This window comes from Streptomyces sp. NPDC005533 (assembly GCF_042871845.1).
Taxonomy (GTDB): domain Bacteria; phylum Actinomycetota; class Actinomycetes; order Streptomycetales; family Streptomycetaceae; genus Streptomyces.
In genome coordinates, this window is the sequence record NZ_JBIAJH010000005.1 from 269,095 (window position 1) to 281,548 (window position 12,454).

Consider the following 12,454-nt stretch of genomic DNA (forward strand, 5'->3'; position numbering starts at 1 on the left):
ACGGTGGAAATCGGCCGTCCTGCGCGAGTGCAGGACCGATACACCACCCGGATCGGAGCCTTCCGTGTCCCGTCGCGCAGGGGTCTTCGTGACCCGTCGCCCCCGACTCGTGCTCTTCACCGCGCTCGTCTTCCTCGTCCTGTCCGCCGTGTTCGGCGCCGGGGCGACCGGCCGGCTGAAGACGCAGGGATACGACGACGCTCGCTCCGAATCCAGCCGCGCCGCCCACCTGACGGCCGAGGGCCTGGGGGCGTCCCCGAACCTGGTCGTCGTCGCGCGGACCCGCGGCGGGTCCGTCGCCGACGCCGCGGCCCGCAGCGAGGGCGAGGCCCTGACCGGCCGCCTCGCCGCCCGGCCGCACGTCAGCGCCGTGACCTCGTACTGGACGGGCGGCGCCGCCGAGCTGCGCGGCCGTGACGGCGACGCCGCCATGCTGGTCGCGCACGTCGACGGCGAGGGGGAGCGGCTCGCAGCCCGGGTCAAGGAGCTGAAGCGGGAACTGACCGCCCCGGGCGCCCCCGAGAAGACCCTGACCCTGCACGTCGGAGGGACGGCGCTCGTCGACGCCGAGCTCCAGGACCTCTCCGCATCCGACCTCAAGCGGGCCGAGTCCGTCGTCCTGCCGGGAACCCTGATCCTGCTGGTCCTGGTCTTCGGCAGCGTCGTGGCCGCCGCGCTGCCGCTGCTGATCGGCGTTCTGGCGATCGCCGGGACGCTGCTGGTCCTGAGCGTCCTCGGCTCCGTCACCGACGTGTCGGTGTTCGCGCTGAACCTCACCACGGCGCTCGGCCTGGGGCTGGGCATCGACTACGGGCTGCTGATCGTCTCGCGGTTCCGCGAGGAGCTCGCGTACGGGTACCGGCCGCGCAACGCCGCCATCCGGACCGTGCGCACCGCGGGCCACACGATCGTCTTCAGTGCCGCCACGGTCTCCGCCGCGCTCGCGACGCTGCTGGTCTTCCCGCCGTACTTCCTGCGCTCCTTCGCCTACGCGGGCATCGCCGTGGTGGTGATCGCGGCGGTGAGCGCCCTGACCGTACTGCCGGCCCTGCTCGCGCTGCTCGGCAAGCGGGTGAACGCCTGGGCCGTGCCGTGGCGCCGCCGGGTCCACGGCGGCTCGCGGTCGCGTCTGTGGGAGGGGCTGGCGCGGATCGTCGTACGCCGCCCGCTGGTCGCGGCCCTGCCGGTGATCGGCCTGCTGCTGGTGCTCGCGGCGCCGTTCGCCCACGCCGGTTTCGCCACTCCCGACGACCGGGCGCTGCCGGTGAGCGCGTCCAGCCGGCAGACCGGGGACCTGGTGCGCGGATCGTTCGACATGAAGGGCTCCAGCGCGCTCACGGTCGTCGTCACGGGTACGGCGTCCCCGTCGGCGCGGGAGGACTACGCCCGACGGCTGTCGGCGCTCCCGCAGGTCGCGCAGGTCGTCGATGGCGAGGGCAGCTTCCGCTCCGGCGAGAAGGCGGCGGTGTCCGGCCCCGCGGCCGGGTCCGCCGGCACCGTCGGCGGCGGCTCGGCGCGGCTCTCCGTGGTGCCGCTGGCCGACCCCCAGTCGCGTGCGGCCCAGCAGCTCGTGCGCGACATCCGCTCCGCTCCCGTCCCGGCGGGCGCCGAGGTGCTCGTCGGCGGACCGAGTGCGGTCCTGGTCGACGCCAAGGCCACCGTCGGCGACCGGATCCCGCTTGCCCTCGCCTTGATGACCCTGACCACCTTCGCGCTGCTGTTCGGCTTCACGCGCAGTCTGCTCCTGCCGTTCAAGGCGATCGCCCTGAACGCCCTGAGCCTGGCCGCCGTCCTCGGGGCCATGGTGTGGATCTTCCAGTCGGGCCATCTGCACCAGCTGCTCGGTTTCACGCCCGGCCCGCTCAGCACGACCATGCCGGTGCTGCTGTTCTGCATCGTCTTCGGCCTGTCGGTGGACTACGAGGTGTTCGTCCTCGCCCGTATCAAGGAGGCGCACGACGCCGGGCAGGACAACGCGACATCGATCGTCTCCGGCATCGCCCGCACGGGCGGGATCGTCACGACCGCCGGCGCCCTGCTCGCCTTCACCCTCCTGAGCTTCGGCACCTCCCAGGTGTCCCTCCTGCAGTTCTTCGGGATCGGCGCGGGCCTCGGCGTTCTGCTCGACGCCACGCTCGTCCGCGGAGTCCTCGTACCGGCGCTCATGCGTCTGGCGGGCGGCCTGAACTGGTGGGCACCGCGGCTGGCGAGGCCCAGGGCGCCGCGCCCGGCGGCCGCTCCGGTCCCGCCCCGGAGGTGCCCGCCCGGGCGGTGTCCGCCATCCGGCCGTGCCGCGGCGCGTACGCCCGTCCGCCCGCACGCCCGCGCACCCGCGGGCCGCTGAGCGACCGGGCCGGACGCCCCGTCCGGCCCGTCCCGTCCCCGTACATCCCTTTCCCGCAGATCCCTTTCCCGCAGACCCCACCCCCGCCCGGGGGATCACGACAAGGAAGACCGTCATGACCGACATCGCCATCACCGGACTCGGCTGCCGCTTCCCCGGCGCCCCCGACATCCGCGCCTACTGGAAGCTCCTGCTGAGCGGGGAACGCCAGTTCACCGCCGTCCCGGCCGAGCGCTGGAACCACGAGACCTACCACCGGCCCGGCGACCGATCGGCCCCCAACGCCGCGTACACCGACCAGGTCGCGTTCCTGGACGACGTGGACCGCTTCGACGCCCTGCACTACGGGGTGCCGCCCGCACGCGCCCGGTCCATGGACCCCCAACACCGCCTGATGCTCGACATCGCCCGCGAGGCCCTCGACGACGCGGGGATGGGCCGCGGCGACTTCGACCGGGAGAACACCGGGGTCTTCTTCGCCGTGTCGGTGTCCGACTACAAGGACCTCATGGCGGCCCCCCTGCGGGCCATCTCCCTGGCCGAGGAGTCGCAGGCGCCGGACCGCCCCGACACCGAGGCCATCCGGCAGCAGGCCGCCGAGCTCGGCAACATCCACTCCTTCTCCCTGCCCGGGAGCCTGCTCAACATGGCGGCCGGCACCGTCAGCCGGCACTTCGGCCTCGGCGGCCCCAGCTTCGCCGTCGACGCCGCCTGCTCCGGCTCACTGGTCGCCCTCGACCAGGCCGTCGCCCAGCTCCGCCAGGGCACCTGCCGGATCGCCGTCGTCGGCGGCGCGTACCTCAACCTCACCCCGGACAGCCTGGTCGGCTTCTCCAGGCTCCGCGCGCTGTCCGCGAGCGGCGTGTGCCGGCCGTTCGACGAGGCCGCCGACGGGTTCGTCCTCGGCGAGGGGGCCGGCGCCGTCGTCGTACGGCCGCTCGCCGACGCCCTCGCCGCGGGCGACCGCGTCTACGCGGTGATCAAGGGCATCGGCTCGGCCAACGACGGAGCGTCCCCCGGCCCGCTGGTCCCCACCGCCGAAGGGCAGCTGCGTGCCATGCACCGCGCCTACGACGACGCCGGGGTCGCCCCGTCCTCCGTGGGCTTCATCGAGGCCCACGGCACCGGCACCACCACCGGCGACCGTGCCGAGGTGGAGGCACTGCGCCGGCTGCGCACCGAGTACCCCGACGACGACCCCTCGCTGTCCTACCTCGGCTCCGGCAAGGCCCTCATCGGGCACTCCCTGGCCGCGGCGGGCATCGCCGGTCTGATCAAGACGGCCCTGGTCGTCCACCACCGCACGATCGTGCCGCAGCCGGTCACCACGCCCCATCCGGAGCTGGGCGTCTCCGCCGCGGGCCTGCGCTTCGCCGACACCGCACGGCCCTGGCCGGGCGCGGCCTCGCCCCGGCGGGCCGCCGTCAGCTCCTTCGGTTTCGGCGGTACGAACGTGCACGTGGTGCTGGAGGAGCAGCCGGCCCCGGCCGGCGGCACCTTTCCGGTGCCCGCCGCAGGCCCCAGGCCCCAGCTGCTGCTCCTCTCGGCCGGCAGCCCCGAGCTGCTGGAGCGGTACATCGACGAGGTGCTCGACATGGTGGAGCAGGCCTCCCCGGTGCCGATCGCGGCGCTGGCCCACACCCTGGGCGCGCGCGAGCCGCTGAAGACGCGGCTCGCGATCGTGGCCGCCGACACGGAGGAGTTCACCCGGCGGCTGCGCCACGCCCGCGGGCAGCTGGCCGAAGGCGCCCGCGGCGACCTCGGCGACGGCGCCTACGCCGCCGACGCCCCGCTGCCGGAGGCCGAGCGCCGCATCGCGTTCGTCTTCCCCGGTCAGGGCAGCCAGCGGCCGGGCATGATGCAGGACCTCCACGAACGGTTCCCGGGCTTCCGCACGGACGTCGGCGTCCTCAGTGCCATCGCCCGCCGCGACACCGGCTTCGACCTCGCGGACCTGCTGTACGGCGAGGGCCCGGCCGCCCACGGCGACCCCGAGGAGCTCGGTCGGCGGCTCGCCGGCACCGACGTGTGCCAGCCGCTGCTCGGCACCGTACAGATCGCCGCGACCCGGCTGCTCGCCCAGTGCGGCATCGCGCCCGGCCTCACCCTCGGCCACAGCGTCGGGGAGTTCGCCGCCGCCGCCGCGGCCGGGGCCCTCACCGACGAGGACACCGTCCGGCTGCTGGTCCAGCGGGGCGCCGCCCTGCGCCGGGCCGAGAGCGGCGTCGGGGACGGGATGCTCGCCGTGCAGACCGACAAGGACACCTGCGACCGGCTCGTGTCCGGCATCGACGACGTGTGGCTCGCCTGCTTCAACCAGCCGCGGCAGGTCGTGGTCAGCGGTACGCCCGAGGGGCTCGCCGCGGTGCGGCGGGCCTGCGCCGCGGCCGGGGTGGTCACGGTGGCGCTCGACGTGTCCAACGCCTTCCACTCGCCGCGGGTGGCCTCCGCCGAGGAGAGCGTGCGCGCGGACCTCGCCGCCCTCCGCATCGCCGGGCCGGTCCTGCCGTTCGTCTCGTCCGTGAACGCCGAGGTCTGCACCGACCCGGAGGGGCTGCGCGACCTGTGGGCCCGGCACGCGTCCGCCCCGGTCCGGTTCGACGACGCCGTCCGGGCCGCCTACGACCAGGGGGCGCGCGTCTTCCTCCAGGTGACCGGCGGCAGCTCGCTCCTCGCCTCGGTCCGCCGCAACCTCACCGGCCACGGCGACGTGCACGTCGTACCGGCCGGCGAGGTGGAGCCGGACGGCGGGCGCGGCTTCGTCCGGGCCCTCGCCCGGCTCGCGGTCCTGGGCGTCCCGGTCGATCCGCGCGCCCTGGTGCCCGAGGAGGAGCGCCGCCTGCTGGACCTGCCGGTGGCGAAGCTCGACACCCGGTCCTACTGGGTGCCGCGCGGACGCGCCGGCAGGAACGGGCGCCCCGCCGAGCAGGGGGAGGCCTGCGCCGCCGCCCTGCCGCCCCGGCCCGTGACCCCCGGGGAGACCTCGACGAATGCCCCGATCGACGCCCCCGTTGCCGGACCCTTGGCCGCCCCCGCGGCCGCCCCGGCGAACGACCCGGCGAACGACCCGATGGGTGAGCTGCTCCAGCTGGTCCGGCAGCAGGTGACGCTGCTCGACCGGCTCACCGGGACGCAGCGCGTACCGGAGCCGGCCGCTGAGGCAGCCGAGCCGGTCGAACCGGCGCCGGTGCCCGTCGCGGCCGCCGCCCCCGCCGACCCGCCCGTTTCCGGCCCGCCCGCCGCGCGGATGTCCGTACCGGCCGGTGACCTCGACGAGTTCGCCGAAGGCGTGCTCGCGCACGTGGCCCGGATCAGTGCCTTCCCGGTGAGCCACCTGCACGTCGACCAGCCGCTCGTCGACGAGCTGGGTTTCGACTCGCTGATGCTGACCGACCTGTTCACCGCCCTCACCCGGCAGTGGCCGCAGTGGACGTTCGACGAGCGGGCCGCCGACCGGCCGACCGTCCGGAGGATCGCGGCGATGATCGCGGACGGCTGCGGCACGGACCCGGCACCGGCGGCCGTACCCGCCACCGCGCCCGCGGGCTTCCCCGTACAGCGGGCCGCCCACGGCGGGGACAGCCCGCCGGCGCCCCTGGCCGACCCGCCCACCGCGCCGCTGCCCGAGGAGCACACGCGGATCGAGTGCTTCCCGGAGGTCACCGCCCACGGCGAGCGCATCTCCGCGCTGGACGGGCTGGGGCTGCCCAACCCCTACTTCCTCGTCCACGAACGCGGGATGACGGACACGACCGTCGTCGACGGCCGGGAACTCCTCTCCTTCTCCAGCTACAACTACCTGGGCCTGGCCACCCACCCCGAGGTGAACGAGGCGGCCCGGGACGCGATCGAGCGCTGCGGCACCTCGGCGTCGGCCAGCCGGCTGCTGTCCGGCAGCCGTCCGCTCCACCTGGAGCTGGAAGCGGAGCTCGCCGGCCGGCTCGGGTGCGAGGCCGCGGTCACCCTGGCCAACGGACACGCCACCAACGTCACCGTGATCGGTCACCTCGTCGGCCCCGGGGACCTCGTCATCCACGACGCGCTCGCCCACGACAGCATCCTCCAGGGATGCAAGCTCTCCGGCGCGACCCGGCGGCCCTTCCCGCACAACGACGCGGCCGCCCTGGACTCGATCCTCACGCAGGTCCGCCACCAGTACCGGCGGGTCCTCGTCGTCGTCGAGGGCGTCTACAGCATGGACGGCGACATCGCCGACCTGCCCGCGCTCATCGAGGTCAAGCGCCGGCACGGCGCGCTGCTGATGATCGACGAGGCGCACAGCATGGGGACGATCGGTGCGACGGGAGGCGGCATCGGCGAGTACTTCGACATCGACCGCTCGGCGGTCGAACTGTGGTCGGGCACGCTGTCCAAGGCGCTGGCGAGCTGCGGCGGCTACGTCGCCGGGAAGCGCGCGGTCGTCGAGTACCTGCGCTACACCGTGCCGGGCTTCGTCTTCAGCGCCGGCATGACCCCGGCCGACACCGCCGCGTCGCTGGCCGCGCTGCGTCTGCTGCGCGGCGAACCGCAGCGCGTGACCCGCCTCGCGGAGAACGCCGCGCTGTTCGTCCGCCTCGCCCGCGATGCGGGGATCGACGTCGGGGACAGCCACGACACGCCGGTCGTCCCGTGCATCGTCGGGGACTCGCTGAAGGCCCTGCGGCTCGCGGAGGCCCTGTTCCGGCAGGGCATCAGCGTCAACCCGATCCTCTATCCGGCCGTACCGGAGGAACTGGCCCGGCTGCGCTTCTTCCTCACCTGCGCGCACACGCCCGACCAGATCCGGCACGCGGTGAGCGCGCTGGAACACGAGCTCCGGCACCTGACCACGGCCCGCGCGGCCTGACCCCGTGGACACCGCCTTCCGGCCGATCGCACCGGGTCACATCCACCGATGGGGCGGCGCCCGCCTCCTCGTGGCCCCGTTCACCGGCCTCCACCCGGCGCCGTTCCTCTCTCCGGCCGAACGGCGGGTGGTGCGGGCCCTGCCGGTCCGGCGGCAGGCCGAGTGGACCGCCGGCCGGCTGCTCGCCAAGCGGCTGGTCGCCGACGCCCTCGCCGCACCGGCCGACGAGGTGGAGGTACTCCCCCGGGACGACGGCAGCCCGTACGTCGTCGTCAGCGGCAGCCCGGCGCCGGCCGTGCACGTCTCCATCAGCCACACCGCCCACCACGTCGCCGCTGCCCTCGCACCCGAAGCGGTCGGAGTGGACCTGTGCGAGACCGCGTCGGCCGCCGCGGTACGCCGTGTCGCGGACCGCGTCTTCTCCCCCGGGGAGCTCGCCCGCATCGGGACGGACCGGCCCGATGCCCTGGCCGGCGCCTGGGCGCTCAAGGAGGCCGCGGTCAAGGCCGACCGGACCGGTGTCTTCGGCGCGGCCCCGCGCCTCGTCGAAATCCTCGGCCTGCGGCCGCCCGTGCTCGGCGGACGGCGCCGCGCGGCGGTGTGGCGGGCGGGAGACGCGGTCCTCGCCCTCGTCCTCGCGCACTCCCCGGGTCCGCCGGGCTGAGCGCCCCCCTTGGCAGCACTGCGTTGGTGCTCCTTGCCGCGCCGGATAATGCTTGTCAGTGGAGCCCCTGGCCGTGCGGGTGCCGTGGAACCGCGGCGAGGGAACTAGCGAGGGCGAGATGAGCGGCGATGGAGCAACTTCCCACCTCTCCTGGTGAGCGGCCGGCGGAGACGAACGACTCCGGCGGCACGACCTACACGGCCACGGCCACCCTCAGCGAGCAGGGCATCGTGACCGAGTGGAGCGAGGACGCCCATCGGCTGCTCGGCTACGCACCCGCCGAGATCGTGGGACTGCCCGCCGCCCGCCTGCTCGCCGACGGCGCCGAGGACGGCGAGGACGTCGACGCGAGCGCGGGACGGATCCCGTCCGGGCAGGACCGGTGGAGCGGCAGCGTGGCACTGCGGCACCGGGACGGCAGGAGGATGGAGCTGAGACTGCTCGCCCACCGCTGGACGTCCACCGGCGGGAACACCAAGTGGTTCGTGGTGTCCGCCGTGCCGGGTGAGCCCCGTACGCCCTGGGACGAAGCGCTGAAGGAGTGGACGTTCACCCAGTCCCCCTGTTTCCTCGCGGTCTTCGACACGGACCTGCGGCTGGTGCGGGCCAACGCCGGCATGGAGCGCGCGCTGTCCCTCACCGAGAGCGAGATGTGCGGGCTGCGGCTGCCCGAGATCGCTCCGGATCCCGTGAGCGACGAGACCGAGCGCAGGATGCGCCTGGTGGTGGAGACGGGCGAGCCGCAGCACGTCGACGCCTTCGTCCGTCCCCCGGGCACGCCGACCGAGCAGGGCCTGGCGGCCTCGCTGGCCCCGTTGCGGGACGCCGACGGGCGGGTGCGCGCCGTGTGCCTGGCCGCGCACGAGAGGGACGGTACGGCGGACGAGCGGCCGCAGCTGCTGCTGTCGGACGTCGACACCGCCGGCATCGGCACCACCATGGACAGCGCGCGCACCGCGGAGGAGCTCGCCGACGCGGCCGTGCCCAGGATCGCCGACTTCGCGGTCGTCGACCTGCTGGAGCCGCCTCCGCGGGCGGACGGTCCCTCCAGGCCGGCGGCGGGTCCGGTCACCGTGTCCCACATCGCCGTGCGCTCGCTCCTGGAGGGAAGCCTGGAGTCCCAGGTCCCGGTCGGCGGGACGGCCGTCTATCCGGCGCTGTCACCACCCGTCGAATGTCTGGCCGCGGGCCGCGGCGCCGTGTACGCGACCTCCGACCCGGCGGTCGCCCGGTGGGTGGCCCAGGACCCCGGGGCCGCCTGGATCGCCCACTCCGGCACGCACTCGCTGATGATGGTGCCGCTGCGCGCCGCTGGCACCACGCTGGGCCTGGCCGTCTTCAGCCGGCACCAGCGGCAGGAACCCTTCCACCCGGAGGACCTGTGGCTGGCCGAGGAGCTCACGTCCAGGGCGGCCGTCGGCATCCACAACGCGCGCCGCCACACCCGCGAGCACACCACCACCATGACGCTGCAGCGCAGCCTGCTGCCGCACTCGCTGCCCGACCACCCGGCCCTGGAGATCGCCTCCCGCTACCTGCCCGCCGGCACCGATGCCGGGGTGGGCGGCGACTGGTTCGACGTGATCCCGCTGTCCGGCGCGCGGGTGGCCCTCGTCGTGGGCGACGTCGTCGGCCACGGCATCCGCGCCTCCGCCACCATGGGCCGGCTGCGCACCGCCGTGCGCACGCTGGCCGACGTCGACCTGCCGCCCGACGAGCTGCTCACGCACCTCGACGACCTGATCATCCACCTGTCGGCCGACGAGGGCGAGCAAGGGGCCGCCGCGGAGGCCGCCGGCGGCATCGGCACCACCTGCCTGTACGTGGTCTACGACCCGGTCACCCGCCGCTGCACGGTCGCCCGGGCCGGCCACCCCCCGCCGGCCGTGGTCTCCCCGGAGGGCTCCGCGTACCTCCTCGACGTCCCGGCCGGACCGCCGCTGGGCCTGGGCGGCCTGCCCTTCGAGACCATCGAGGCCGAGATTCCCGAGGGCAGCCTGCTGGCCCTGTACACCGACGGTCTGCTGCAACCCCGCGAGCGTGACATCGACGAGTCCCTGGACAGCATGTTCGCGGCGCTCGTACGTCCCGCCGCCAGCCTGGACACGGTCTGCGACCGGGTACTCGCGGCCCTGCTCACCCACCGTCCCGACGACGACGTCGCCCTGCTCGTCGCCCGGACCCGGGCCCTGCACGCCGACAAGGTCGTCGTCTGGGAGCTGCCGTCCGATCCGTCCATCGTCGCCCGGGCCCGCCGCTACACCACCGAGCAGCTGACGGCCTGGGGGCTCGACGAGGCCGCGTTCGTCACCGAGCTCGTGGTGAGCGAACTCGTGACCAATGCCATCCGCTACGGGGCGCCCCCGATCGAGCTGCGGCTGATCCACGACGACAGCACCCTGCTCTGCGAGGTGTCCGACGCGAGCAGTACCGCCCCGCACATGCGGCGGGCCCGGACGTTCGACGAGGGAGGGCGGGGCCTGCTGCTGGTCGCCCAGCTCGCGCAACGCTGGGGCACCCGGCACTCCGCCCTCGGCAAGACCATCTGGGCCGAGCAGTCGCTCGTCGGGTTCTGAGGACCGGCGGTCCGAGGACCGCGGTCCCTACGCTCCGCCGGACGGGGCGTGGAAGACCGGCCGGGCCCAGATCGGGGGGTCCGGCGGCGGTTCCGGGGGTTCCACCCGGTGCGAGGGGCCGTCCTCCCGCCCGGTGCCGCCCGCGGCGGCGGCGCGCAGGGCCCCCACGAACTCCAGGCAGGAGTCGTAGCGGTCCTCCGGAACCTTCGCCAGGGCCTTGGCCATGACGTCGTCGGCGGCGGGCGCGATCTCGGGCCGCCGCTCCGTCAGGGGGGTCGGCTGGTCGTACTGGTGGGCCCAGAGCAGCGCCACGTCCTCGTCGCGTACGAAGGGGGGCCCGCCGGCGAGGGTTTCGTAGACGACGCAGGCGAGGCTGTAGAGGTCGCACCTGCCGTCGACCGGCCGGCCGGTGATCTGTTCCGGTGCCATGTAGTCGAGGGTGCCGACGAACTCCCCCGCCGTGGTGAACCCGCTGAGCGACAGGGACTTCTTCGTCAGTCCGAAGTCGGTGAGGTAGATGTGCTCCGGGTGGTCGCTGTCGGTGCCCGCGGCGACCAGGATGTTGCCGGGCTTGACGTCCCGGTGCACCAGGTCGTGCTCGTGGGCCGCGTCGAGGGCGGATGCCACCTGGGAGGCGATGCGCAGGGCCTTGGCGACGGGCAGCGGGCCCTCCCGGTCCAGCAGGGCCCGCAGGTCGAGCCCGGAGACGTACCGCATGGCGATGTAGAGGACGCCGTCGGTCTCGCCGGCTTCGAAGATCGGCACGATGTGCGGGTGGTCGATCTTCGCGGCGACCCGGGACTCGTGCGTGAAGCGGCGCCGGAAGGTGTCGTCGCGGGCGCGCTCGGGGGCGATCAGCTTCAGCGCGACCGTACGGTCCAGGCGCAGGTCCTTGGCGGAGTAGACGACGGCCATGCCGCCGCGGCCGATCAGGCGCTCCACCCGGTAGCCCGCGATCTGCTTGCCGATCAGGCCGGAGGGCCGGCCCCGGTACACGCTCAGGTCGGATGCCGAGGCCATCAGGGGCCCGCCTCAGCCGGCCGGGCGGACGACGGCGCCGCGCCGGCGCGGTGTCCGTGGGCGAAGGTGCCGATCATGCCGACCCCGTCCTCGATGGAACGTCGTCCGAGGGACGACATGGCTGAACGGGTCGCGCTCGACGCGACGGTGTCGGCTCGGGCGCGAACGGGACGCGCCAGGCCGCTCTTCCCTACCTGAAGTCTATCCAGTGATCCATACGAGTGCCCCTTCGCAACGGAACGGGTCCCCGGCACGTGGGATGCCGGGGACCCGTGGCGTGACGCCGCTGGTGGGGGTCAGCCCATGCCGCCGGCGCCGCCGCGGCCGCCGAACCCGCTGGTCTCGCAGCCGATGCCGACGCAGAGGCCGCCGTCGCCGCCCTCGCCGCCGTCGCCGCCGTCGCCGCCGGGCGTCGCCGTCCCGCCGGTACCGCCGTCGCCGCCGTTGACGCTGCCGTGGCAGACGCCGGCGCAGACCCCGCCCTTGCCGCCCGTTCCGCCGGTGCCGCCGCCGGGCCGGCCCGTCACGCCGGTGCCGCCGTTGGCGCTGCCGTTGCAGATGCCGGCGCAGATGCCGCCCTTGCCGCCCTCGGTGCCGTTGACCGAGCCGTTGCACGTGCCCGCGCAGACCTTGTCCCCGACGCGGACGCTGTCCTTGTCGATCTTCACCTTGCCGACGAGCTGGTCACCGTACTTGTTGATCGCCCCGCCGCGGCCGAACCGGTTCCCGCCCGTCTGGGTGTCACCGCCGCCGGGTGCGGGACCGTGCTGCCGGGTGACGGCCGTCTCGACCGGCTGGCTCGGCAGCGCGGGCGCCGCCGTGGCGGCCGTCGTCATCGCACCGGCGCCGAGCAGGGTCGTCGAGACGAGAAGACCGAGACGGAACTTCCAAGATCGCACGCGCATGAGATTCCATACCTTTCTTCGTGGGTTGATTCGGGTCATTCGTAAGATCGGGACACCCAGGGGAGTCGGGTGTGGCTGGCATGGGGTAGCCGCTGTTGT

The 12,454-nt window shown here is 74.4% G+C and carries 6 protein-coding genes; 4 read left to right on the forward strand and 2 right to left on the reverse strand.

The annotated features are described in order from the left end of the window. Positions 1-64: 64 nt before the first annotated feature. The 4 genes from ACFYP3_RS07650 (at position 65) to ACFYP3_RS07665 (ending at position 10,430) form a co-directional block, all read left to right on the forward strand. Positions 65-2,344: an MMPL family transporter gene (locus tag ACFYP3_RS07650; protein WP_388828322.1), complete on the forward strand. Its 2,280-nt coding sequence runs from the start codon at positions 65-67 to the stop codon at positions 2,342-2,344. Between the two features lie 115 nt (positions 2,345-2,459). After that, the gene (locus ACFYP3_RS07655) at positions 2,460-7,190 is read left to right on the forward strand and encodes an aminotransferase class I/II-fold pyridoxal phosphate-dependent enzyme (RefSeq protein WP_388828324.1); all 4,731 of its coding nucleotides are present in this window, start codon (positions 2,460-2,462) and stop codon (positions 7,188-7,190) included. A gap of 4 nt (positions 7,191-7,194) precedes the next feature. Then, positions 7,195-7,854, forward strand: coding sequence for a 4'-phosphopantetheinyl transferase family protein (locus ACFYP3_RS07660; protein ID WP_388828327.1), 660 nt, complete (start codon positions 7,195-7,197; stop codon positions 7,852-7,854). A gap of 128 nt (positions 7,855-7,982) precedes the next feature. Continuing rightward, on the forward strand, positions 7,983-10,430 hold the full coding sequence (locus tag ACFYP3_RS07665; RefSeq protein WP_388828329.1) for a SpoIIE family protein phosphatase: 2,448 nt from the start codon (positions 7,983-7,985) through the stop codon (positions 10,428-10,430). A gap of 27 nt (positions 10,431-10,457) precedes the next feature. Here the strand turns inward: ACFYP3_RS07665 and ACFYP3_RS07670 are convergent, their stop codons facing one another. Continuing rightward, on the reverse strand, positions 10,458-11,450 hold the full coding sequence (locus ACFYP3_RS07670; protein ID WP_388828332.1) for a serine/threonine-protein kinase: 993 nt from the start codon (positions 11,448-11,450) through the stop codon (positions 10,458-10,460). A gap of 296 nt (positions 11,451-11,746) precedes the next feature. Continuing rightward, positions 11,747-12,355 (reverse strand): hypothetical protein, encoded by a 609-nt coding sequence (locus ACFYP3_RS07675; RefSeq protein ID WP_388828335.1) that lies wholly within the window; start codon positions 12,353-12,355, stop codon positions 11,747-11,749. Between the last annotated feature and the right edge of the window lie 99 nt (positions 12,356-12,454).

Bases quoted from the DNA above. Each gene is read 5' to 3' on its own strand.
- ACFYP3_RS07665 (WP_388828329.1), top strand. From the start codon at position 7,983: ATGGAGCAACTTCCCACCTCTCCTGGTGAGCGGCCGGCGGAGACGAAC.
- ACFYP3_RS07655 (WP_388828324.1), top strand. From the start codon at position 2,460: ATGACCGACATCGCCATCACCGGACTCGGCTGCCGCTTCCCCGGCGCC.
- ACFYP3_RS07670 (WP_388828332.1), bottom strand. From the start codon at position 11,450: ATGGCCTCGGCATCCGACCTGAGCGTGTACCGGGGCCGGCCCTCCGGC.
- ACFYP3_RS07675 (WP_388828335.1), bottom strand. From the start codon at position 12,355: ATGCGCGTGCGATCTTGGAAGTTCCGTCTCGGTCTTCTCGTCTCGACG.